This window comes from Clostridium sp. DFI.1.208, from assembly GCF_024463855.1.
In the GTDB taxonomy this organism is placed as follows: Bacteria; Bacillota_I; Bacilli_A; order Erysipelotrichales; family Erysipelotrichaceae; genus Clostridium_AQ.
This window is the reverse complement of sequence record NZ_JANGCA010000018.1, coordinates 49,532-71,527: the sequence shown is the minus strand read 5'-3', so window position 1 is coordinate 71,527 and position 21,996 is coordinate 49,532. Positions and strand designations below refer to the sequence as shown.

At 42.3% G+C, this 21,996-nt stretch carries 29 protein-coding genes; 26 read left to right on the top strand and 3 right to left on the bottom strand.

Features of this window, described 5'->3' with window-relative positions:
• Position 1: 1 nt before the first annotated feature.
• From NE665_RS11115 to NE665_RS10990, 26 genes are all read left to right on the top strand, one after another.
• A complete protein-coding gene (locus NE665_RS11115) occupies positions 2-283 on the top strand; it encodes a hypothetical protein (protein ID WP_233104611.1) in 282 nt (93 codons plus the stop codon).
• Entirely contained in the window at positions 276-581 is a 306-nt protein-coding gene (locus NE665_RS11110; RefSeq protein ID WP_233104612.1) for a sigma factor-like helix-turn-helix DNA-binding protein, read from the top strand. The genes NE665_RS11115 and NE665_RS11110 overlap by 8 nt, the downstream gene beginning before the upstream one ends.
• Before the next feature lie 201 nt (positions 582-782).
• Positions 783-1,055: a phage holin gene (locus tag NE665_RS11105; RefSeq protein WP_233104613.1), complete on the top strand. Its 273-nt coding sequence runs from the start codon at positions 783-785 to the stop codon at positions 1,053-1,055.
• A 4-nt stretch (positions 1,056-1,059) separates the two neighbouring features.
• On the top strand, positions 1,060-1,359 hold the full coding sequence (locus tag NE665_RS11100) for a hypothetical protein (RefSeq protein WP_233104614.1): 300 nt from the start codon (positions 1,060-1,062) through the stop codon (positions 1,357-1,359).
• Positions 1,356-2,036, top strand: coding sequence for an SH3 domain-containing protein (locus tag NE665_RS11095; RefSeq protein WP_233104615.1), 681 nt, complete (start codon positions 1,356-1,358; stop codon positions 2,034-2,036). The genes NE665_RS11100 and NE665_RS11095 overlap by 4 nt, the downstream gene beginning before the upstream one ends.
• Entirely contained in the window at positions 2,005-2,532 is a 528-nt protein-coding gene (locus tag NE665_RS11090) for a hypothetical protein (RefSeq protein ID WP_233104616.1), read from the top strand. Before NE665_RS11095 ends, NE665_RS11090 begins: the two co-directional genes overlap by 32 nt.
• A gap of 15 nt (positions 2,533-2,547) precedes the next feature.
• Entirely contained in the window at positions 2,548-2,736 is a 189-nt protein-coding gene (locus NE665_RS11085; protein ID WP_233104617.1) for a hypothetical protein, read from the top strand.
• 1 nt (position 2,737) lies between these two features.
• The gene (locus tag NE665_RS11080; protein ID WP_256302541.1) at positions 2,738-4,108 is read left to right on the top strand and encodes a hypothetical protein; all 1,371 of its coding nucleotides are present in this window, start codon (positions 2,738-2,740) and stop codon (positions 4,106-4,108) included.
• Positions 4,109-4,242: 134 nt separating this feature from the next.
• Entirely contained in the window at positions 4,243-5,112 is an 870-nt protein-coding gene (locus NE665_RS11075; RefSeq protein ID WP_238135298.1) for a hypothetical protein, read from the top strand.
• The gene (locus tag NE665_RS11070; protein ID WP_233104620.1) at positions 5,112-5,795 is read left to right on the top strand and encodes an AAA family ATPase; all 684 of its coding nucleotides are present in this window, start codon (positions 5,112-5,114) and stop codon (positions 5,793-5,795) included. Before NE665_RS11075 ends, NE665_RS11070 begins: the two co-directional genes overlap by 1 nt.
• 14 nt (positions 5,796-5,809) lie before the next feature.
• On the top strand, positions 5,810-6,214 hold the full coding sequence (locus NE665_RS11065) for a hypothetical protein (protein ID WP_233104621.1): 405 nt from the start codon (positions 5,810-5,812) through the stop codon (positions 6,212-6,214).
• A 155-nt stretch (positions 6,215-6,369) separates the two neighbouring features.
• Positions 6,370-6,672 (top strand): hypothetical protein, encoded by a 303-nt coding sequence (locus NE665_RS11060; protein WP_233104622.1) that lies wholly within the window; start codon positions 6,370-6,372, stop codon positions 6,670-6,672.
• Complete coding sequence (locus NE665_RS11055; protein WP_233104623.1) at positions 6,635-8,371, top strand: terminase TerL endonuclease subunit; 1,737 nt, start codon at positions 6,635-6,637, stop codon at positions 8,369-8,371. Before NE665_RS11060 ends, NE665_RS11055 begins: the two co-directional genes overlap by 38 nt.
• Positions 8,372-8,375: 4 nt before the next feature.
• Entirely contained in the window at positions 8,376-9,605 is a 1,230-nt protein-coding gene (locus tag NE665_RS11050; RefSeq protein WP_233104624.1) for a phage portal protein, read from the top strand.
• Positions 9,606-9,622: 17 nt separating this feature from the next.
• Complete coding sequence (locus tag NE665_RS11045) at positions 9,623-10,264, top strand: HK97 family phage prohead protease (RefSeq protein ID WP_233104625.1); 642 nt, start codon at positions 9,623-9,625, stop codon at positions 10,262-10,264.
• A gap of 3 nt (positions 10,265-10,267) precedes the next feature.
• Positions 10,268-11,572 (top strand): phage major capsid protein, encoded by a 1,305-nt coding sequence (locus NE665_RS11040; RefSeq protein WP_233104626.1) that lies wholly within the window; start codon positions 10,268-10,270, stop codon positions 11,570-11,572.
• Positions 11,573-11,589: 17 nt separating this feature from the next.
• The gene (locus NE665_RS11035; protein ID WP_233104627.1) at positions 11,590-11,874 is read left to right on the top strand and encodes a phage head-tail connector protein; all 285 of its coding nucleotides are present in this window, start codon (positions 11,590-11,592) and stop codon (positions 11,872-11,874) included.
• Positions 11,861-12,220: a head-tail adaptor protein gene (locus tag NE665_RS11030; RefSeq protein WP_233104628.1), complete on the top strand. Its 360-nt coding sequence runs from the start codon at positions 11,861-11,863 to the stop codon at positions 12,218-12,220. The genes NE665_RS11035 and NE665_RS11030 overlap by 14 nt, the downstream gene beginning before the upstream one ends.
• Complete coding sequence (locus NE665_RS11025) at positions 12,217-12,630, top strand: hypothetical protein (protein ID WP_233104629.1); 414 nt, start codon at positions 12,217-12,219, stop codon at positions 12,628-12,630. Before NE665_RS11030 ends, NE665_RS11025 begins: the two co-directional genes overlap by 4 nt.
• 20 nt (positions 12,631-12,650) lie before the next feature.
• Positions 12,651-12,980: a hypothetical protein gene (locus tag NE665_RS11020; protein WP_233104630.1), complete on the top strand. Its 330-nt coding sequence runs from the start codon at positions 12,651-12,653 to the stop codon at positions 12,978-12,980.
• Between the two features lie 22 nt (positions 12,981-13,002).
• Positions 13,003-13,623: a major tail protein gene (locus NE665_RS11015; RefSeq protein WP_233104631.1), complete on the top strand. Its 621-nt coding sequence runs from the start codon at positions 13,003-13,005 to the stop codon at positions 13,621-13,623.
• A gap of 12 nt (positions 13,624-13,635) precedes the next feature.
• Entirely contained in the window at positions 13,636-13,962 is a 327-nt protein-coding gene (locus tag NE665_RS11010; protein ID WP_233104632.1) for a hypothetical protein, read from the top strand.
• 247 nt (positions 13,963-14,209) lie between these two features.
• A complete protein-coding gene (locus NE665_RS11005; protein ID WP_233104633.1) occupies positions 14,210-17,764 on the top strand; it encodes a phage tail tape measure protein in 3,555 nt (1,184 codons plus the stop codon).
• Positions 17,761-18,615: a phage tail domain-containing protein gene (locus NE665_RS11000; RefSeq protein WP_233104634.1), complete on the top strand. Its 855-nt coding sequence runs from the start codon at positions 17,761-17,763 to the stop codon at positions 18,613-18,615. The genes NE665_RS11005 and NE665_RS11000 overlap by 4 nt, the downstream gene beginning before the upstream one ends.
• A gap of 2 nt (positions 18,616-18,617) precedes the next feature.
• Positions 18,618-19,649, top strand: a complete 1,032-nt coding sequence (locus NE665_RS10995) for a siphovirus ReqiPepy6 Gp37-like family protein (RefSeq protein ID WP_233104635.1) — start codon at positions 18,618-18,620, stop codon at positions 19,647-19,649.
• 13 nt (positions 19,650-19,662) lie between these two features.
• On the top strand, positions 19,663-20,601 hold the full coding sequence (locus NE665_RS10990; RefSeq protein WP_233104636.1) for a hypothetical protein: 939 nt from the start codon (positions 19,663-19,665) through the stop codon (positions 20,599-20,601).
• Between the two features lie 119 nt (positions 20,602-20,720).
• Here the strand turns inward: NE665_RS10990 and NE665_RS10985 are convergent, their stop codons facing one another.
• The 3 genes from NE665_RS10985 to NE665_RS10975 all read right to left on the bottom strand — a co-directional run bounded on the left by NE665_RS10985 (position 20,721) and on the right by NE665_RS10975 (position 21,820).
• On the bottom strand, positions 20,721-21,125 hold the full coding sequence (locus tag NE665_RS10985) for a type II toxin-antitoxin system HicB family antitoxin (RefSeq protein ID WP_233104637.1): 405 nt from the start codon (positions 21,123-21,125) through the stop codon (positions 20,721-20,723).
• Between the two features lie 51 nt (positions 21,126-21,176).
• Positions 21,177-21,371 carry a type II toxin-antitoxin system HicA family toxin gene (locus NE665_RS10980; protein ID WP_233104638.1) on the bottom strand — a complete coding sequence of 65 codons (195 nt, stop codon included), beginning with the start codon at positions 21,369-21,371 and terminating at the stop codon, positions 21,177-21,179.
• Positions 21,372-21,490: 119 nt separating this feature from the next.
• Positions 21,491-21,820, bottom strand: a complete 330-nt coding sequence (locus tag NE665_RS10975) for a carboxylate--amine ligase (protein ID WP_233104639.1) — start codon at positions 21,818-21,820, stop codon at positions 21,491-21,493.
• Positions 21,821-21,996 lie beyond the last annotated feature (176 nt).

Sequence of the window (21,996 nt, the reverse complement as noted above, 5' to 3'; positions counted from 1 at the left end):
CATGGTAAAAGTAACAGATAAGTATTACATTGACGCAGATGACAAGTGCTTCAATATCGTCGAAAAAGTCGTAAATCAAAAAACAGGAAAGATGACAACCTGGAATAGGGCAAGTTTTAAAAAAGTACAGGATGCAGTTGCCGAAGTTAGAGAAATCGTACTGCGAGATAAGATCAAGAATAATGAAATACTTACTCTTTCGGATTTGCGCAGTACTGCACTGAATATTGATAAATATATTGGTGACTGTATGTGGGAAGAGGAAAGGAGATGCAATGCATAAGGACGACAAGCGGATAAAAAAGGCGGAGAAGCTGCTTTACTTATATCCGCACACGGATACCTGTTATAAAAAGCTGCAAAAGGCAGTAGATAACATAAAGAGTGATAAATATTACAATATCATTGACATGAGATTCTTCCAGAAAATGAAATATAAAGAAATAGCTGAACAGCTAGGACTGGACGATAACACGGTGTATAAGCATAAGCGTAGGCTCGTGGAGTTGGTGGCTGATGTATTATATGCAGATGATATCGTTAAAGAAATCATGGGAGAAATTGAAGATGAAAAGCTGTGAGCAAGAGGATGCATGAAAATTGCATCTTTTTTTATTGTATTGGATAAAAAAAGGAGAATAACAGGGAATAAAAAGGGATAAATAAAGCAGAAAATAGGGATAAAAGCAAGGATATTTCCGTGTATTGTGAAAAAGGAACATATCGCTTATGATTCTGGCATCGAACAGAACAATGGTTCTGCGAAGCAAAGGAGAAAAGTCATGGAAGAAGAAAAGAAAGTCATCCAACCTGAAGGAACAGGAGTGGAACCGGCCACAGTTGCTAGAACAGTATGCCTATTCATCGCACTTGTTAATCAACTACTTGCCGTGTTTGGGAAAGGAACTATCAGTATAGCGGATGATACAGTGTATCAGCTGGTAACAGCAGGATTCACGATTATTGCGGCACTTATCGCATGGTGGAAAAATAATTCCTTTACGAGGGAAGCGAAAGCATCAGACAAAGTGATGAAGCAGTTAAAAGGAAAATAGCTGCATGGAGTTGCTTACATTCGTCAAAGACTACTGGGCCATTTTGATTTTTCTCGGGACGATGTTCGCATGGATACTGAAATACATAAAAGCCCTGCAGGATGGTATAAAAGCCATTCTGCACGACAGGATCATCCAGAAATGTGAATTTCTGATCAATCGTGGATATGTCACATCTGATGATTTGGAAGAGCTGGAGTATTTAAACGGGCCATATAAGGCGTTAGGCGGAAACGGAACGGTAGAAGTCATGCTCAGAGAAGTACACAAATTACCAAAAAAAGAAATAGGAGGAAACATATGACAGCAAAAGAATTTAAAAAGAAGGTCGTAGGGAAAGCCTACGATGTAGACGGCGCTTTCGGAGCTCAGTGCTGGGATCTGTTCGCATACTTTTGTCAGTTGATGAAATACCCGGTCTATAACTGCACGACGACAGGCTATGTTCCGGATCTATGGAATGACCGTAAGAAGAACGGGATTCTGAAAAAATTCGTGGAGACACAAAATATGCAGGAAGGAGACTGGTGTATCTGGGGTAAGTGTGCAGCTGCACCAGATGGACATATCGCGATGTATCTGTCGGATAACGGAGACGGCACAGGGCAGTTCCTTGGCCAGAATCAGGGCAGTAAGGTAGCTAATGTTATTACGATGCCATACGCCGGATCCCTTGGAGCATTACGGGCGAATGATTATGTAAAAAAGCTGGAAAAGAAGTCGCCTGCGCAGAAGGCCGGTATTGCAGCATCTGGAACGATGGTTGCTACGGTAGACCGCATCCGTGTACGTAATAATGCATCTCTCAGCAAAGGAGAGACTGGACTATATTACGACAAAGGCATGACGCTGAATTATGAATCCGTTCAGGAAGCGGATGGATACTTCTGGCTTGTCTACACATCTGCAAGCACAGGAACGACGCGTTACATCGCCTACGGAACCACCGATGGCAAGAAAAAATTCTGGAAGAAGAAGTAAGTACGAAACGCATGTACTTCCCAGATTCAAGGAAATAGCCGAGTGGTGCAGACAGGGAGCAACGGATAAAGAACTAATAAAGGCACTCAGTATAGGAAAGAGTGCCTTCTATGAATATTTGAAAATTCCGGAATTTTCGGAATTGCTCAAAAATAGCCGTATCAGTACCGTGCAGGAACTGAAATGTGCGATGTTTAAACGAGCTACAGGATTTACGTACACTGAAACAGAGAAGACTGTGGAGCGTATAGAATTCGATAAGTCCGTTAAAAAGATTTTAATGGAGAATGGCATCGACGTGGAGGAATTAGAAAAACCGAAGCTCATAAAAACCAAGACATCGGAAAAACATGCGCTTCCGGATCCGACATCGAATCTCATACTACTGAAGCATTGGGACAAGGAAGCCGGATGGACATCAGATCCGCAGACACTGGAATTGAAAAAGCAGGAATTTGAACATCGAAAATTGATGGATGAAGAAAAAATGTTTTAAGGAAGGATGATGGGTATGGCGGATAAGATAAATGGATTTAAAGACAATCACAGCAAGGCAGAAGCTGCACCAAAGGATACGGTGTACACCAAGCAGGAGATTGATACAAAACTTGCAGCTCTTCCTGTATTCCGTTCCGGTACAGCAAATCCGGATAATTCCATCGGAAAAGATGGAGATTTCTATCTAAAACTGGAGCAGTAATATGGCATGGAAAGAGGTATGGAATAATAGTTATTACAAAATAGAAGTGGAATATACCATGACAAAGAATGTCATTGCAAATACCACTACTTTCACGGCAAAGCAGATCAGGATAACATCTGTTAATTCGTATTATAGTTGTAATAATGCGGCCGGCACAGTGGGGATCGGAGTTAAGTCAGATATCAGAGGAACACAAACAAAAGCTATCAATGTTGGAGGCGGAAAATCACAAACTATCGACTTATATGATAAGACGTGGACGATTGGCCATAACGCTAGTGGTACACCAAATAATAACCCAGTCTATGCTCATGGATATTGCGATGTAGGTCTAGGAGGAGGATATCATACACCAGCAGGAGGGTGGAAAACTGCTGCAATATCTGTCCCATCCATAGACCGTAGCGGCGGTTCTGCGGGCATATACGTTTCATCAGTATCGCAAAATGCTATAACATGTGTAATTAGTTCAAATGTAAAAACAACGTTGGGAAGATATCGGATAGATGGCGGAGGATGGACAAATTTCACCCCATCATCAGCTCTTGCTGTAACAGATGGTGGATCGATGAGCAAAACGTTCAGCGGATTCTCACCGAATACATATCATACGATAGAGGTTCAGTTCCGTCGTGATTATAACGAGGTATGGGGGACTTCTGCTTCAACTGGAGCAAGCACACCGAAGCCGCCAGCGCCATCGACTGGTACAATCAAGGTTACAGCAGTTGCAATCAATTCTATCACCGTGCAGGTGAGCGGTTTCGGATTTGGCGGATATGGAGCGACATGGGGAGCATATTTCTTTAAACGTTCCATTGATGGGAACTGGTCCAGCAATGGATCAAGTGCGACAAAGACATTCAGCGGCCTTTCATCAGGTACATCCTATACACTCCAAGCACTGTTACAGGACAACTATGGAACTAACTCAGGTGTGGCAAGTGTCACAGCAACGACGCTTCCAGCGACACCGGTAGCCGGTTCATTATCGTATTCTGGACTGCAGTTTGATCGCTTCACTGTTTCGGCTTATGGATACAGTATAGCAGCAGGAATAAGCCGTTTTGAATGGCAGATCAACAGTGGTTCATGGGCCTCATCAGGAACGACTGCCAGTAAGTCATATACAGGATTGAAAGAAAAAACAAAGTATACTGTCAACTGCCGTATTCTGGATAATCTGGGAAGATATTCAGGAACGTTCGGTGTAACGGTAACAACACCGGCAGAACCTGCAGGACATATTTTTTTAAAGACGAATGGAAGATATCAACGGTACAACATTTATAAGAAGGTAAATGGACGATATATACGAGCAACAGATATCTTCTGTCGCGTGAATGGAACGTATAAACGCGATGTATAGTGAGGTGATGCGGAATGAGAAATATCGTGAGCATATATTTTGATGATGTAGATCAATATGGGTCATGCAATTCGGCGAGTGATGAGAATGAATTGATTCTATCTTTAATACCTCTACATTCGCAGAAAACGAATATGAGAGTGGAAGTAACTGATCGCTTGGGAAACGTAACGACTAGCCCAGTCTTGCAGCCGGAAGAAGGATATTTGAATTATAGGATAGATAAAACCTTATGGTATACAGTAGGGACTATGAAAGTGCGTCTGTTGAGCAATGAAGGTAATAGTGGATATGTAGAGTTTAGAACACTTGTAACGATAACGGATAAGGATGCAGCGGTATGTAAATTAGACGCAGCCTTCTTCAGTATTTCAAAACGTTCAGAGCAAGCTAGTGGGAGTTGGCCGATAGGTTCGATATTCACTAGTATACGAAATGTCAATCCTGCAGAGTATTTTGGTGGAACGTGGGAACGATATGCGAAAGGTCGTGTTTTGGTTGGCGTTGATGAGAATGATGCAGATTTCAATACGGTGCAGAAGACCAGCGGCGAAAAGAAACATACTACCACAGTGAATGAGATGCCGATACATACACATAGCCAGAATTCACACAATCATAGTCAGAACGCTCATGGACACAGTGCATCGTCCGGTAGTGCTGGAAATCATAGCCATACAGGATATACTGGCGGCGGAGGTAACCATACACATACTATCTATACAAGACAGAAAGTACCAGGTGGAACCGGTGGTAAGTGGGCGACGATGGGATGGTCGAGTGATTACAGCGGTACATCCACGACAGCTGCACAATATGCCGGTGATCATAGCCATAGTGTACAGACATATGGAGCAGGGGATCATGCACACTCTGTAAGCGTAAGCGCAAATACAGCAAGTAATAACGCAACTACTGCGACGAATAAAAATACCGGTGGTGGTGCAGCGCACAATAACCTGCAGCCGTACATCACAGTATTTATGTGGGTGAGGACAGCATAATGTTCAAAAATAAAAAAGAGTTTTATAACTCAGATGAATTTCTAAGGCTGAAAGAATATCTTGCTGATGAACGCAAGAATCCAGATGATGGTCTTGTCTATTGTGAGCATTGCGGAAGACCGATCATAAAGAAATATGACATGATAGCACATCACAAAAAGGAATTAACAGAACAGAATATCAACGATTATATGATATCACTGAATCCGGATATGATCATGCTGGTACATTTCAAGTGTCACAATGAGGTACATCGTAGATTCGGAAAAGAAGGATATCGCAATGTCTATATCGTTTATGGGCCGCCATGTAGCGGGAAAACGACGTTCGTACAAAATAATGCAGGGCCAAACGATATCATCGTTGACATGGACAGTATCTATCAGATGATTACCATAAATGATAGATACATAAAGCCAGACAGGTTGAAGATGAATGCATTTGCTGTACGCGACTGTCTGTATGAGCAGATCAAGTACCGAACTGGCAAATGGGAGAATGCATATGTAATTTCAGGATTACCAATGGCGATGGAACGCCAGCGTCTGGAAATACGTCTGAATGCATCTAGTGTGTTCATTGATGTAGATGTTGATACATGCAAGGCACGGGCACAAGAACGTAGCAATGCAGAGGAAACTATAAAGTACATAGAGGAATGGTTCTCTATGTATACAGCATAAGGAGGGAATGGTATATGAGATATAAAGATGAAGTGAAAGGTTCGGCGGAATTGAACTGGCTTAACGATCTGTTGGAATCTCAAACGATAGAAGCAATCACTATCAATCGTAAGACAGCAGAGCTGCTACTTAACTATGCAGATAAGGCGCTGACAACGCAGGAGAATGAGCAAGCGGGCGACTGCATACAAAGAGTTAAATCATTACAGCCACATGGATTACAGATACCAGAGCACAGCGTGCGGACAATAGATATATATGGTGTTCCATTGGATATGATCGAAGTTAACATGCTTGTCGATCTGGTACAAGAACAACTAGAACGTACGGAGCTGGATGAAAACTATGGGAAGCAGTATGTATTTGATTTGATGTCACTGAACCATAAACTGCAAATCGAACATATGAAAAGAAGATAGCCCCCCGGGTCAGGGATTCACAGAAGCTGAAAAGGGACTGTAAGGGATTCATAAAATCCACCGAAAGCAAAAAAATGAGATTTTTGAAGCGATTTTTCGGAAGTTTCAAAATTGATTTTTGAAAGTGTGAAATTATAACAGGAAGGAGCATTCGAGTGAGTAGAAAAAAAGAATTGCTGGATCAGCTGCCAGATGATGCAACAAGGGAAATGATGGAGCCACTGATAGATGATATCGTATTTCTTGAAGAAACGCTCTATGCTTTGAAAAGGTTGCCATTCATTCGGGTATCTGATAAAGACTCGAACCGGCAAAAAGCGACGCCAGCCGCAAAGCAATATAAAGAACTGCTGCAGCAATACAATAACTCGCTGAAAGTATTGCGCTCTGCAATGAATAAAGCTGATGGAGAAGAAGAAAGTGAATTACGAAAATGGTTTAACCGCAGATATGGATAAAGGAAATACATGGTTGTGGAAGTATCGGGAAGCCATACGAAAAGGTGAGATCATTGCCGGCATGGATATGATAACGGAATTAAATCATCTAATTAAAGAATGGGATGATCCACAATATCGTTATGATACAGCGGATGCTGATATACGTATTGATTTCATAGAAAACTGTGTGAAATTAACAAAGAGCCCATTTTACGGGAAGCCTATGATCTTGATGCTATGGGAAAAAGCATTCATCGAGGTTGCATATAGCTTCAAAATGATGTCGATCGATACAGGCGGATGGGTAGACCGTTTCCAGGAAATACTCATGCTGATCACTCGAAAAGGCGGGAAAACGGAACTGATTGCTGCCCTAGAATTAGCTGAATTGTTTCTCGGTCAACCGGGGTCGAATATTATCTGTTCTGGCACCAATGATGCAATTGCCGATCTGTGCTATCAGTCTATTGATACGATGCGTCTGATAATTGATCCAAAAAGTTTAGATACATGGCGAAATCAGAAAGGTATCAAATGTAATTTCAATAACAATTTCTTATCGAAGTTATCAGATTCAAGCCGGAATAAAGAAGGACGTAATATCGACATGGCTGGAATCGATGAGATATGGGCGCTATTGGATGATGGCATCTATAAGCCGATCCAGCAGTCAACGAGTACGAAAGATAACTATAAGATATTCATGTTTGGGTCACAAGGATTCGTCGCAGACGGATTCCTGGATAAAACGCTGGAAGAGTATTACAGGATCAATAGGCGCGAAGATGATCGAGAAAGCGCAAAGCGGAAGCTGCCTTGGCTATATACACAGGACAGTGAAAGCGAAGTATGGGAAACGAATGAGCAGGGAATCAATCTGGCATGGGAAAAATCAAATCCCTCCATCGGTGTCGTGAAAAAATGGTCGTATCTGCGTGATCGAGTAGATGAAGCACGTATCAGCAAATCCAACAGAATGTTTGTTTTATCAAAAGACTTCAACTTTAAGGTTTCCGAAGCAGCCACCTGGTTGCTTCCAGAACAGTTAGATTATGATACTGGGTTTGATATAGAAGATTTCAGAGGATTTTTCTGCATTGGTGGTGTTGACCTGGCAGAAACGACAGACCTGTGTTCCGCGAAAGCTCTTATCATGTGCCCTGACGATAAACGTAAATATCTTCTCTCCATGTATTGGATACCTATCAGTAAATTAGACAATAGTGATGATAAACTGGCAGGAGCTGAATATAAGGAATGGGCCAGAGATGGATATTTGCGGATCGTCGATGATACGGAAATCGATGTGACGATCGTAGCTGACTGGTTCAATGAGCTATACAAAAAATATGGAATATGGACTGTCAAATGTGGTTATGATCAGAAGTTTTCCAAAGAATTTCTAAAACGATTGGACGAGCACGATATCGAATATGAAAATATTCCTCAGAATCGTATCGTGATGAGTACCCCGACAAAAGTCACCGAAGAGGAAATACGACAGGAATTGATCGTTTACGGAAACAATCCTATCGATAAATGGTGCATGAAGAATGCCTGCATCCAAGTATGGGACACAGGGCATGTCATGCTTGTGAAAGAAAAGAATATGCCAGGTAAAAAAATCGACGGTGCCGTAAGCATGATCATCGTAAATGAAACTTACAGAAGGAATCGTGCTGAGTATATGTTATATGTAAAAAAGAACAGAAGGTGAATACATGGGGATATTGAAAGTTCTATCTGGAATGTTTGGTTTAGAAAAAACACCTGGAAAATTAAATTTCGGGACGATGATGAACGGCGTCACCCCTATCTATTCAGGGAATGGCCAGAGCATCTATACGAACGATGTCGTACAGCAGACACTAGACTGTATCGTAAATGAGTTGAAAAAGTTGAATCCTACTCATGTCCGATATGACGGATTCGATCCAGTACCTGTAGATGGGCCACTACAAAGAGTGCTTGATGATCCAAATCCACTCATGACAACGAGTGAATTTATTGAGAAATGGGCCTGGATGTTGTTACTTACATACAACGCCTTCATTTATGTGCAGAAAGATGAAAAAGGGGATATCACAGGTTATTTTCCATTAAATCCGAAGCAAGTAACGTTCATGGAAGCGCCAAACGGAGCAATGTATCTAAAGATGCACTTTGGAAGTGGATATGAATCAACGGTACCATATGATTCGATCATACATTTAAAGACACATTTCGCACAAAATGATCTGATGGGCGGGAATGAATTCGGACGTCCGGATCAGGATCATATCAAAAAAACGATTGGAATCAATGATGATCTGTTGGATGGTGTGCGAAAAGCGATGAAGATATCGTGCGCTATCAACGGGATCGTACAGTATAACATCATGCGAGATGATGACCAGATGCAAGAGAATATCAAAGAATTCGAAAAAAAGCTGCTGAATTCTGAAAGTGGCATTATGCCAATGGATACGAAAGCCGTATATACACCGTTATCGAGAAACATGCAACTTGTGGATAAAGCAACACTGGAATTCCTTGACAATAAGATCATGCGGAACTGGCATGTTCCTGCTAATATCGTGCTGGGTAATTATAAGACAGAAGAATATGCTTCATTTTATCAGGCAGCGCTGGAACCGATCATCATATCGGCTTCGCAAGGCTTCACAAAAAAGTCGTTTACAAAGCAGCAATCTGGAGGATATAAGAATAAGATCATATTCTTCATGCGTGAATTGATATTTGCAGATACTGCACAGACATTAGCTGTCGTGAAAGAACTCGGCCAGACCGGTGCATTGTGGGAAAATGAAAAACGTGTTGCTTTCGGATATGCTCCAGATAAAGAATTGATCGGAAAGCGTATGCAGTCGCTGAACTGGATAGAAACACAATATGCCAGAGAGTATCAGCTGACCAAGAAAAAGACTGGCGATAAGCAGTTAGAAGAATAAGGAAGGTGGTGAAACAGATGGATGAATTTGTAAGAAGAAGCTATATGTGTGAAGTACGTTCAGAAGATGGAAACTCAGAAAACGAGCGTACCATTGTTGGCAGACCGATCGTATATGAAAGCAAAACAGACATGGGATGGTATGACGAAGTGATCTGCCGTGGTGCACTGGATGAAACAGATCTTACGGATGTGAGCTTCCTTATCAACCACATGACTGGTATGATCCCGATGGCGAGAAGTCGAAAGGACAATATAAACAGCACGATGCAGTTGACTGTTGATGTGAACGGGATGGCGATCCGTGCTGGTGTTGACATCGTAAATAACGGAACCGCAAGAGAATTCTGTTCTGCTGTGGATAGAGGAGATATCTGTGGCATGTCCTTCATGTTCGGAATCCGTAAACAACGCTGGGATGATCTGGATTCAGAGCATCCGACGCGATACATTGAAAAGATATCTGTCGTAAGGGAAGTGTCAGGTGTAACATGGCCAGCTTACGAAGATACAGATATTTCTTTGCGAGATAAAGAGAGCTGCGATGAAGCACGTCAGGCATTTGAAAATGCAAAAGAAGAACAGTCGCTGAGCAGGAAAGACACAGCCTGCATGAATAGAGCGAAAGCACTGGTACGTATGTACAGGAAAGGAAAATGAGGTATGAACATTAAAGAGTATTTGAACAATCTGCTGAATGATTTTAGAGAACAGAGAAGCACCTTGCGCACATCACTGGTGGCAGCAGAGACGCAGGAGGAGCGCCAGGCAATCAATGAAAGTTTGGATGCAGTGGAGAAACAAATCGAATCTGTGAATGAACAGATCCGTTCTCTGCCGGAAGAAGATGGAACAGGAAACGGAGCAAACGGAGAACAGCGCGGATTCAATCCATTAGCAAGCTATGGGTTGGATATGAATGGCGCTGCAGCTGCTGCAGGAGAACAGGAACGTGAAGCACATCCTACAGAGACGATGGAATATCGTAAGGCATTCCAGAAATACTTCCGCACAGGTGAAATGAATGAAGTTCTGATCACTCGTGCAAATGAAGTGAATACCAGTGAAGACTTGGGTGTTGTGATCCCTGTCACAGTCATGCAGACATTTATCACAGAAGTGGAGAAAGTCCGCGGACAGCTGTACACAAAAGTCAAGAAAACAAATGTCAAGGGCGGAATGAAATATCCGATCGGAGCATTCGGCGCAACCTTCAAACGAATTACAGAAGGTACGGTAAGTGACCGTCAGAAGGGTGGAAAGACTACTGGGCATGTCCAGTTCGGATATAACATCGGTGAGATCCGTATCGCGAAGACATTGCTGGAAACCATCCTGGAAACAGCGGCCTTCGAAACTGAACTGGGAAAAGTGATTGCGAAAGCATATGTGGAAGCGATGGATAAGGAGATCATCTCTGGAGTTCCGGCAAACAATGAGATGGAAGGTATCCTGACAGAAGCAAAAAAGGAAAGCGGAAGCCGCATCCTGCCAGCGAACATTATTACGTTTACTGTAGACGATATCAATGACTGGACAGCGTGGGAAAAGAAACTGTTTGCAGAAATCCCTATGGCAATGGAAAAAGAACGTCCGGAATTCGTGATGGCGAAGCAGACGTATGTCAGCAATCTCTGTACGATGAAGGATACATCCGGACAGCCAATTAAGAAAGCAGGATTTGATGCCAGCGATAAACTGCATAAATTCAATGAATACGAAGTAAATCGTGTGGAAAAAGACATCTTCAAGGACTTTGACAGCTGCGCTGACGGCGAATATTTCGGCATGTTCTGGGTTCCGGAAATGGCATATGCAATCAATTCCAACATGGAATTTACGCTGATGAGATATTTCGACCATGAAACGAATCAATTTGTAGACAAGGCGCTAGTCGTAAATGATGGAAAGGTACTGGATCCAGCGTATATCTATCTATTGAAGAAATCAGTTCCGGCGCAGGGATAAGAAGGGAGTGACCATCCATGGAGGATGCACTGATTCTTGAAAAGGTGAAGATAGCACTGGGTGTTACCGGTAACTATCAAGATAGTGTGATATCATTCTATATCGCTGAAACGAAGGCATATCTGAAGAGTGCCGGTATCGATCCGCGTGTGATCGATATGCCGGCATCCTTCGGGGTGATCGCCCGCGGTGTGGCGGATCTCTGGAACTATGGCAGTGGTTCCGGACAACTGTCACCTTATTTTAAAGAGCGAGCAATGCAGCTGAGCTTCGAAAAAGGTGATAGCGATGTACCGGCCTAAAGATCCATTCATCATACCGGTGCTTTTACTGCCAGTGATTAAGTACGAAAATATCAAAGGAACTACAAAAAAGATATTCCTCGATCCTGCAGAGGCATCGGGTGATATGCAGCTATTTGTTAGTCTACGTACATATGGCGGAACAGAAACAATCGTGAATGGAGTTATAACGATCAGCGATACAGCGGTCGTGGAAACGTGGTACCGGCCGGATATCAAAGCAGACTGCCGGATCTATGTGTGTGAGACACAGCGCACATATGATATCATATCTCCTCCTGAAGATATCGACATGCGACACCAGTTTGTAAAATTCAAAATACGTTCAGTAGGTGGCAAACCGTGAGTAACAAGATAAGCATGGAATTCGATGGATTTGAACTACTGGAAGAAGAGTTCAATGTGATACTGGAAGACTTGGATAGTATGGTGAGTGAAGGGTTAAAGGAAGCGCATGAAATCATCACGAGGAAGGCAGAGCCTGCTATCAGAAGGCACCACCTGACCGGTGTAACAGAGGAATCTCTAATCACAAAGCCATCTGTATCATGGAGTGGGCTAAGCGCATCTACAAAGGTGGGATTTCGCATCCGTGATGGTGGTCTGCCATCTATCTTCCTGATGTATGGGACACCCCGTATGCATAAAGACCAAGGTCTGTATGATGCCTTCTATGGTGCATCTACGGCTGAAAGCATCGAGAGAGCACAGAAAAAACTTATAGAAAAATTCATGTCATTTAAGAAAGGGAGGTAGTTGCAATGCAGGAGCACATTATGAAACTATTGGATTCCTTAGGATATCCGATCTACAGACAAGGGTCGATGAGCTCTACGCAGGAATACCCGCAGGCATTCTTCACAACCTGGAATAATGATACATGGGAAGAATCTTTCTATGGGGGAGAAGCAAGACGTAAAGTATGGGACTATGATATCAATTTCTATGCATCTGATCCGGAACTGGTGGATAAAGTACCGGAGGAAACTATCGAAAGATTAAAAAAGGAAGGTTTCATCATCGATCGTGCAGGATATGACGTGATGAGTGATGAGCCGACACACACAGGCAGAGGTATCCATATCCTTTGCATCGAGGATATGTGAACATAAAGAAAGGATGAATATGATGGCAACATTTGAAGAATTTCGAAATTGCAGAAATGCATGTTTTGCATTGCTGAAAACCGACACGATCGAAGCATATGAAACAGGTCAGGTCATGGCGCTGGCCCCATTAGGGGAGGTATCTAAGACAACAGCGACAGCCAGCGAATCAAAATACTATGATGGCGCACCATTGATCACAGTAAACGCAGAAGGTGCAGACACTGTCACATTGACGACCACAGTCATTCCGCTTAAAACACTGGCAATGCTTACAGGGAAACAAGTCGATGAAAAAACAGGAGCTCTGATGGATGGGCCGGCAAAACCAGTATATTTTGCACTAGGCTACATTCTTGAAAAGACGGATGGAACAGATAGGTACGTATGGCGATATAAATGTTCTGCAACTATTCCAGACGAAAGTGGCAAGTCAGCAAACGCCGGAACAGAGACCACAAACCAGCAGATTACGATTACCGGTATCAATACGATTCATAAATTTACAAAGCCGGGAGCTTCTCAAAAGGGTCTTGTCGTGGATGAATCTGACGGATTGGCGGATCTGACCACATTTTTCAATGAAGTAACGACATGTGATACCTTACAGCCGTTAACACCGGAAACGCCACCGGAAGGATAATGAGGTGATTAGATGATATTAAATGTCTGGAAAGATCAGGAAACGATTGAAAAAACAGTAAAAGCAGATGCATATGACATCATGCTGGGAACTGTTGACGATATCCTTGCATTGCTGGATGATGTCTTAAAACTGGATGAGGAAGGAGACTTCAACGGTCTTCTTCTGAATCTGATCAGGAATAATCTGCCAAGAGTGAAACACTTGTTGAAAGAGATATTTCCATCATTGAACGATGACGATCTAAAGAAGATAAAGATGAAGGAGCTTGTTCCGCTGTTTGTGGAACTGGTTATGTATTGTAAGGAATCGATGGAGTATGACGGAAAAAACGCGTAAAGGGTGAGGGTGGCAGCACTCTCACCCTTTATCAGGTGATGTTCCGTATGCAGGATATGATATGTACCAGGTATACAGGAATGAATCCTCTCATGCTGCGGAAAGAGCGGAGCGGAGAAGTGTTCAAATTAGTAAGGCGCATCCTGGACAGTATAGATACAAACGATGAAATAATTCAGAATAATAGCGATCGTGTCATACGGCGTAAAGCGACAGACGATAGCTGGTACTAGAGGGAAGTGAAGATATGGCGAAAAATACTGAAGCAACGATGAAATATAAAGCGGACATAAGTGAGCTGAAATCAAGTATACAATCCGCGAACCGTGAAATCAAGTTAGCGAATGCACAGTTCAAGGCTGGAACGACCGGTATGAAAGACTGGTCATCTTCGGCAGATGGCTTGAGCGCAAAGCAGAAGCAACTGACAAGCGTTATCAGTGCACAGAAGCAAAAACTGACTGACCTCGAAAAACAGTATGCTCTCGTCTGCGAGAATCAGGGAGAAAATTCCAAGATGGCACAGGATCTCGCTGTGAAAATCGAAAAGCAGAAATCAACAGTCATGGCTAGTGAACAAGCTATGGAAAAATTCAATAAAAAATTGATTGATGCAAAAAACAGTGGAAAGATCACAGCTGAGGAGTTTGATCGCCTGGCTTCTGCACAATCAAAAGAAGCAGCGGAATCATTAAAGGCTGCACAGAAAGCAGAACATACAACTAAGAAGCTATCAGAATTGAAAGAAGTATCGGGAGAACTCACAACACGCATCGGAAAAGGCTTGGTAACAGCGCTTAAAGCAGGTACTGCGGCTATGGGAGCGATGATCATTGCGTCAACGAAGGTCGGCGTGGAATTTGAAGCTGGAATGAGTGAGGTCCAGGGAATCAGTAAAGCAAGCGCAGAAGATATGGAGTTACTGAGTGCAAAAGCCAAAGAGATGGGAGCAAAAACAAAATTCTCAGCATCGGAAGCGGCGGAGGCATTCAAGTATATGGCTATGGCTGGATGGAAGACGCAGGATATGCTGGCGGGCATCGACGGTATCATGCAACTTGCCGCTGCTTCCGGTGAAGACTTGGCAACCGTATCCGATATCGTCACAGATGGGCTGACAGCATTCGGATTGAGTGCTAAGGATTCCGGACATTTTGCAGATGTTCTTGCCGCTGCATCTTCCAGTGCTAACACGAACGTATCCATGATGGGTGAATCATTCAAAGAAGCAGCTGCTTTGTCAGGCACGATGAAATATAGTATTGATGATATGTCGGTAGCGATCGGTCTTATGGCAAATAGTGGTATCAAAGGTTCCAAAGCCGGGACTACGCTGAAGAATGCGATTGCAAATATGGCGAAGCCTACGGATGCGATGCGTGAGATCATGGATAAATATAACTTATCATTATCAAATGCGGATGGAACGATGAAACCATTTGCTACAGTTGTAGAAGACCTGCGCAAGGCATTCGGTGGATTGACTAAGGATCAGCAGGCAAGTGCAGCGGCAACACTGTTCGGTAAGGAAAGCATGGCAGGTATGTTGTCTGTGATCAATGCCAGTGAGAGCGATTATAATAAACTGAAGACGGCAATCAAGAATGCAGATGGAGCATCCAAGGAAATGGCAGACACGATGCAGAACAATGTAAAAGGATCTGCAACGATACTGAAATCCACGCTTGAAGGCTTAGGGATACAAATGTATGATGTTTTCAAGGATGATCTAAAAAAAGGTATTGATTCTGTAACGAAGGAATTTAGTAAGTTAGCCAAGGAACTCAGCAAGCCTAATATCAAAAATGCGCTGGCAAGTGTAGTTAAAGGACTGTCGTCATTCCTGCAGGCAGGCTTGAAGGTCGTTACATCGATCATTCCACCATTGATTGAAGGCTTTGCTTTTTTGGCAAAAAATGCTGACAAACTGATTCCGCTCATTACCGGACTTGCAGGTGCATTCCTCGTTTATCAAACAAAGACTGCTATCGCTACGAAGGCAACAGGTGAGTTGAATGCTATCCAACTTGTAGCAAAAGCAGGTTTACTTGCATATAACACAGTTATGGGAGTACTGAATGGAACGATGGATATACAGATCATTAAGACTAAGGCGCTTAATCTTTTGCATTCAGCAAGCCCGTGGGGATTGGTGGCGCTTGCCATTGGCGGCGTCGTAGCAGCTTTATTGGCATTCAATAATCATGAAGATGAAGCAACCAAAAAACTAAGAGAGAACGCAGACGAAGCAAAAGAAAACCGGGAAGCATGGGACGAGATGAGCAAAGCCAAGCAAATGGCGATGCAAGACGGTGCAGCTGAAATCGATTACTATATGCGTTTGAAGGATGAATTATCATCTCTTGTGGATGTGAACGGTAATGTAAAAAAAGGTTATGAAGGTCGTGCGAAATTCATTGTAGGAGAACTGAACGAGGCGATGGGTACTGAGATATCCATGACTGGTAATGTTATTGACAACTACAAGGAACAAATGAAGGCTTTGGATGATCTAATGGCGAAGCAGCGTGCAAAGACGATCATCGATGCCGGAGCAGAGGCTTATTCAACAGCAATCAAGAATCAGACTAAAGCGTTGCAAGAGCAGAAGGAAGCTGAAAAAGAAGTAGTGGATCAGAAAGCAAAGCTCCAGAAAAGTGTGAATAAGCTCATGGAAGAAGGTCTGACAAATGAACAGGCATGGTACGCTGTCAGAGCAGGAGCTGCAGGAGAAGATCTGGTGCTTGCAGAAGAAACATATGCAGAGAAGAAACGGCTTGCAGAAGGCTATACAGAAACGATCGCAGAACAAGAGATGCTGCAGAAGCTATATGCACAGGGAAATGCTGAAGACATCGCAGCGATCAACGCCTATATATCCAGGTCATATGATGATAAAGGAAAGAAAGTCGTATTATCGACACAGGAACAGGTAGCTAATGAAGAGACATTGCTTTCATATTTAAAGCAGAGATACAAGGATACTGGTGACCAGATGTACCAGGATCAGATAACAGCAAGTGAGAACCGGCTGAAAAAATTGAAGGATGATGTGAAGAACCAAAAATCTACTGTAGAAGAAGGAACAGAAGGATTCCGGACTGCTTGGGAGAACATGACCAAGCAAGGAAACAGTGGATTTGAAAAAGGTTCTGACAATTACAAAGTGGCTGCTCTGAACCAGGTTATGATGGCAAAACTGGGAATTACAAAAAATACAAAGGAAACGACGGGGGCATGGAAATATCTAGCAGCACAGGGGCTGGCCGCCTTTGATGATAAAGCGAAACAATGGAAGTTTACAGAAGCCGGAGAGTTATATGCGTTGGGTGCGAAAGCAGGTATCCAAAACAAACAGGGTGATGTATGGGGGGCCGTAAGTGGAATGGCTGGTGGAATGATTACAGCTATGTACAAGGCACTGGACATCCATTCACCTTCCAGAAAAGCATATAAAGGCGGGGACTATTTTGGATTAGGACTTGTCAATGCACTACGCGATCGCATTCCGTCCATTAAAAAAGTAATAGGTGAAATAACTTCTGTCATGGTAGACGGAACGAGCGCTATTGCTCCACAGCTTAATGACAATATGAGCATGGCTATATCAGGTATGCAGAAAAGCACTGTCGTAAAGGCACAGCCTTCCATGACATCACAACAGCCACAGGGGACGACTGGAACGCAGTGGACATTAAATCAATACAATTATAGTCCGAAAGCGTTGTCACAACGTGAAATTTATCGAAATACGAATAGAGCGTTACGATTCAAAGATTTGATGGGAGGTGGCAGGCGATGAGCTTCGCGTTATCCATTGAAAATCAAAAAGAGGAAATACTGGAATTGACGAATGATCCTTCTTATATCGTAGTGCAAATAGATGGACTGGATCCTCCTGATGCGCAGATCAGTACAACAAAGCGCATCGGATATGACGGAGAGGACATCCAGTCAGTCTATGTGGAACCGCGTACTGTAACGATATACACGGTATTGACTGGAGATGTGGAAGCTGCCCGCTTGCGTCTATATCAATATGCACGTATCAAACAGTATTTGAAAGTCAGATATCAAAATTCACATCGTGATGTGATTGCGGAAGGAACGGTAAAAGGGATACAATATGATCATTTTGCACAGATACCGATGATGGAGATCGTGGTCTATTGCCAATATCCATACCTCAGGAATATCGATACGATAACAGATGGTGGATCACAGATACTACCAGCATTCACATTTGAATTCTCATGTGATGACGGTAGCATGTTCGAGTTTGGAACATTTCTGGAGATACCTGAAATCGTTGCATTAAACAGTGGAGAAGTCATAACAGGAGTGCGATTCATTTTCCGTATGAATGGGATCGTCAAGAATCCTAAGATATTCGATCGTTCTACTGGTGAGTTTTTAGCTTTGAGATACGATTTTCAAGCAGGAGATGTCGTCACAGTATCAACCCATTTTGGCAATAAATTTGCTCATCTGCTACGCAACGCACAGACAATCAATATCTTTAATGCTGTCACAAAGGAGAGCACCTGGCTTCAGATGGATATCGGTGACAACGTATTTGTTTTTGAAGCGGAACAGGGACAGGATATGATAGAACTATCAATCATCCATACTGATGAGTATGAGGGGGTATAAATATGCAGCTAATCATATGTGATCGTCAATTTCAACGCCTTGGCATCATTGAAACAGCATCTGTTATCTGGATGAGTAGATACTATGATCTTGGTGACTTTGAAATATACGTTGCCATGGATCAGGAGCGTTATGAGTTATTGCGTAAAGATTATTACGTTTTACGATACGATGATCCATATGTAGGAATTATTGAGGATATCAATATAACAGATGATGGAGAAACAGAATATCTAAAGGTGATTGGTCGCTTTGCGGAATCTCTCCTTACAAGAAGAATCGTATATAATCAAACACAGGTCAGCGGAACTGTTGAAAATGGACTTATTGCACTGATAAAGGATAATATCACAGATCCTAAAATAAACGCACGTAAAATCGATATCATCGGTATCGCGCCAATAAAAGGGTATCGTGAAAAACTGAATGCACAATATACTGGTGATGAAATCGGGGATGTTGTCACAGCTGTTTGTCAAGCAAATGGGATGGGATTCCGTATGACACTGAGAGATAACTGTTTCTTATTTGAGTTATATAAGGGTATTGACCGTTCTTATGCGCAGGATGAAAACCCGCATGTGGTATTTTCAGATAAGAACGATAATCTAATATCAAGTACATACACTGAGGTGAATTCCAAACATAAAAATTTTGCTCTTGTTGCAGGTGAAGGAGAAGGTGCACAACGCCGAAAACTTCCGGTTGGAACATCAGAAGGTATAGATCGCAGAGAAATATTCGTAGATGCCAGAGACATATCGTCAAATGAAGGTGAAGTGTCAGATGTAGCGTATGATAAAGCATTGACGGAACGTGGGTACGAAAAATTATCAGAAACAGCAATGACACAAGCCTTTGATGGCGAAGTCAGTATGAACGTAAATTATCAGTACCGCCAAGATTATCAACTGGGCGATATCGTCACGATCGAGAATGACCGTTGGGGGATATCTATAAACTCACGTATCATCGAGGTTATGGAATCAGAAGATGAGAATGGCTATATCGTAACACCTACATTTGGAGCATGAGGAGGGATAGTGAATGTCGAAAAAGTATGGTTTTTTCAATAGTGTGAATAAAGATAGAATCTATGATGCAAATGATTTTAACTATGGACTTAGGAAATTGATATCAAATGGTGTTTTTGCGACCCCAAGTGATAATTTACAGGTAACCGCTGGCACAGGAATGAACATCGTCATTAAAAAAGGAGAGGCACGACTGGATTGGAAATGGTTCATATCAGATGCAGATGAAATAATATCTATTGCTGCATCTGATGTATCACTAAACCGTATAGATCGTGTGGTGATCCGCCTAGACTTTACCGCACGTACAATCGATTTTATGATTAAGAAAGGAGCAAGTGCAACAAATCCAGTTGCGCCAGCGATAGAGAGAACATCTGCGGTGTTTGAAATAGGACTAGCGCTGGTCAGTGTACCGAAGCAGACAACTGCTATAACACAATCTCTTATAACTGACACTCGACTGGATGCAGGTGTGTGCGGTGTAGTTACCGGGCTTGTCGATCAGGTAGATACGACAACACTATTCACGCAGTATCAGACAGCATTCTATGAGGATAGGACATCCAACAATACAGCTTTCAATACATGGTTTACAGGAATAAAAGAACAAATGTCTACCTCAACTCTCATCCGGAAGTTTACGAATGTTATGACCAGTACAGCCGGCCAAAAGGTATTCGATATTGGTATAGCCGGATATAACACTACTCTGGATATCCTAGAGGTGTATATCAATGGACTTAGGACAGCGGAAACGATCGACTACACACATGATGCAACGCATGTCACCTTAACAAAGCCCCTGGATGCTGGACAGCAGATGGAAATAGTGATATGGAAATCAATCGATGGAGCTGATGCAGTGACAGTGATCGAACAAGTCGAACAGTTGCAGGAAACAGTTGTGGACTTACAAAAACAGATCGATGAGCTGAAATCTGTAGGGTAATAATATAACGATATTTTCGGACAAAGTGAATAAAAAAACGCCCTACGCGCTTATCGTTAAGTAGGGTGTTTTTCTTGCTGCTATAATAATTACGGATGAGAATAATGAAAAATGTATTGCTAGATGCCTAGTTTTTTGATAAGCGCATCCTGCAGGGTTTGTGAATAATTGATGTTGTTTTTATCAGCGAGATCATTCAGCCATGCCGGAATAGTAAGCGTCTTTTTGACAGCTTTGTTGTTATACCGTTTGGCCCATTCGACACCATCATATTTGACCATTAAAACGAAATCACGGCCCTGCAATTTGATATCGCTTGGATTCGATGGCTTCGGAAATTCTTGAGCTGGTTCCAACGGGTTTGGCGCGAACCACGTACCAAGTGCATCCTCTGCCATTTCCGCAGCTTCTTCCAGCGTTTCGCCTTGTGTTAAACACCCAGGTAGATCCGGGAATTCAACCCAGTAACCTTTTTCATCTGGCTCAGCTTCATGAAAAATAGCAGGATAATAAAGTTTTGACATATCATAAACCTCCTTTAATATAAGATATTAGGATAACCGCGCAGGCAAGGGCTATTTTTTTAGCCCCGCCTGCTTCAATATCGCTTGCTCCATGCCTTTTTTTAAATCTTTGCAATGATAAGGTACGACCGTTGTTTTCTTGGTATCTGGATTCCAGAACTTTCTATGTGAACCACCACCACTAGGTACTTCTTGAAATCCATTTTTCTTGAGGTACTTTATCATTTGCTTTGCTGTCATTGGCATATCCTGATATCTCCTTCCTTTTACATCTATATTATAACACGTGTAAATACGTATATCAATATAAATAACACATATTTATACGTGTTTTACTCATTAAATAAAACACCATACTTAAATAGCTATGGTGTTGATATACTTTCTTCTTCTTTGATACCATACTCAATTACGATGTTCTCAGATGCATAGTCAGGCTGTATGATACCGATTGTACAATATTTATATGTTTTATTCTTATGATTGTCTTCATTGAATTCGAGTTCATAAACAAGGGTTGTGAAATCTCTATAAGCCTGTGCATCCGGATTTGTATCAAGGTCGGCCTTTATACATTTTATGATTGCTTCTTCAGCTTCTTCAATAGATGTTCCATACTCAACGGCAATCAGTTCATGCTTTCGGATCTGTTTATCCAAATCACCAAAGGACCTGTAAACTTTAAATTTTTTCATTCTTTCTTTCCTCCACTACTATGATTCTATATTAACCCTTAAAGTAGAATATTACAAGATATTATAACGATGATATAGAATGAATAATATTTTATATTTACATGTGCATAGATTTATAATATACTTTCATTGGCTCTCTTCCCCTGTCAGAAATTCCCAAAATCTTCCTATAGAGA

Excerpts from the sequence above, each read along its gene's own strand:
- NE665_RS10990 (WP_233104636.1), top strand. The coding sequence starts at position 19,663 with ATGTCGAAAAAGTATGGTTTTTTCAATAGTGTGAATAAAGATAGAATC.
- NE665_RS11040 (WP_233104626.1), top strand. The coding sequence starts at position 10,268 with ATGAACATTAAAGAGTATTTGAACAATCTGCTGAATGATTTTAGAGAA.
- NE665_RS11100 (WP_233104614.1), top strand. The coding sequence starts at position 1,060 with ATGGAGTTGCTTACATTCGTCAAAGACTACTGGGCCATTTTGATTTTT.
- NE665_RS11030 (WP_233104628.1), top strand. The coding sequence starts at position 11,861 with ATGTACCGGCCTAAAGATCCATTCATCATACCGGTGCTTTTACTGCCA.
- NE665_RS11105 (WP_233104613.1), top strand. The coding sequence starts at position 783 with ATGGAAGAAGAAAAGAAAGTCATCCAACCTGAAGGAACAGGAGTGGAA.
- NE665_RS11015 (WP_233104631.1), top strand. The coding sequence starts at position 13,003 with ATGGCAACATTTGAAGAATTTCGAAATTGCAGAAATGCATGTTTTGCA.
- NE665_RS11110 (WP_233104612.1), top strand. The coding sequence starts at position 276 with ATGCATAAGGACGACAAGCGGATAAAAAAGGCGGAGAAGCTGCTTTAC.
- NE665_RS11095 (WP_233104615.1), top strand. The coding sequence starts at position 1,356 with ATGACAGCAAAAGAATTTAAAAAGAAGGTCGTAGGGAAAGCCTACGAT.
- NE665_RS11070 (WP_233104620.1), top strand. The coding sequence starts at position 5,112 with ATGTTCAAAAATAAAAAAGAGTTTTATAACTCAGATGAATTTCTAAGG.
- NE665_RS10995 (WP_233104635.1), top strand. The coding sequence starts at position 18,618 with ATGCAGCTAATCATATGTGATCGTCAATTTCAACGCCTTGGCATCATT.
- NE665_RS11050 (WP_233104624.1), top strand. The coding sequence starts at position 8,376 with ATGGGGATATTGAAAGTTCTATCTGGAATGTTTGGTTTAGAAAAAACA.
- NE665_RS11080 (WP_256302541.1), top strand. The coding sequence starts at position 2,738 with ATGGCATGGAAAGAGGTATGGAATAATAGTTATTACAAAATAGAAGTG.
- NE665_RS11000 (WP_233104634.1), top strand. The coding sequence starts at position 17,761 with ATGAGCTTCGCGTTATCCATTGAAAATCAAAAAGAGGAAATACTGGAA.
- NE665_RS11065 (WP_233104621.1), top strand. The coding sequence starts at position 5,810 with ATGAGATATAAAGATGAAGTGAAAGGTTCGGCGGAATTGAACTGGCTT.
- NE665_RS11075 (WP_238135298.1), top strand. The coding sequence starts at position 4,243 with ATGAGAGTGGAAGTAACTGATCGCTTGGGAAACGTAACGACTAGCCCA.
- NE665_RS11020 (WP_233104630.1), top strand. The coding sequence starts at position 12,651 with ATGAAACTATTGGATTCCTTAGGATATCCGATCTACAGACAAGGGTCG.
- NE665_RS11035 (WP_233104627.1), top strand. The coding sequence starts at position 11,590 with ATGGAGGATGCACTGATTCTTGAAAAGGTGAAGATAGCACTGGGTGTT.
- NE665_RS10985 (WP_233104637.1), bottom strand. The coding sequence starts at position 21,125 with ATGTCAAAACTTTATTATCCTGCTATTTTTCATGAAGCTGAGCCAGAT.
- NE665_RS11085 (WP_233104617.1), top strand. The coding sequence starts at position 2,548 with ATGGCGGATAAGATAAATGGATTTAAAGACAATCACAGCAAGGCAGAA.
- NE665_RS10975 (WP_233104639.1), bottom strand. The coding sequence starts at position 21,820 with ATGAAAAAATTTAAAGTTTACAGGTCCTTTGGTGATTTGGATAAACAG.
- NE665_RS11010 (WP_233104632.1), top strand. The coding sequence starts at position 13,636 with ATGATATTAAATGTCTGGAAAGATCAGGAAACGATTGAAAAAACAGTA.
- NE665_RS11045 (WP_233104625.1), top strand. The coding sequence starts at position 9,623 with ATGGATGAATTTGTAAGAAGAAGCTATATGTGTGAAGTACGTTCAGAA.
- NE665_RS11115 (WP_233104611.1), top strand. The coding sequence starts at position 2 with ATGGTAAAAGTAACAGATAAGTATTACATTGACGCAGATGACAAGTGC.
- NE665_RS11090 (WP_233104616.1), top strand. The coding sequence starts at position 2,005 with ATGGCAAGAAAAAATTCTGGAAGAAGAAGTAAGTACGAAACGCATGTA.
- NE665_RS10980 (WP_233104638.1), bottom strand. The coding sequence starts at position 21,371 with ATGCCAATGACAGCAAAGCAAATGATAAAGTACCTCAAGAAAAATGGA.
- NE665_RS11005 (WP_233104633.1), top strand. The coding sequence starts at position 14,210 with ATGGCGAAAAATACTGAAGCAACGATGAAATATAAAGCGGACATAAGT.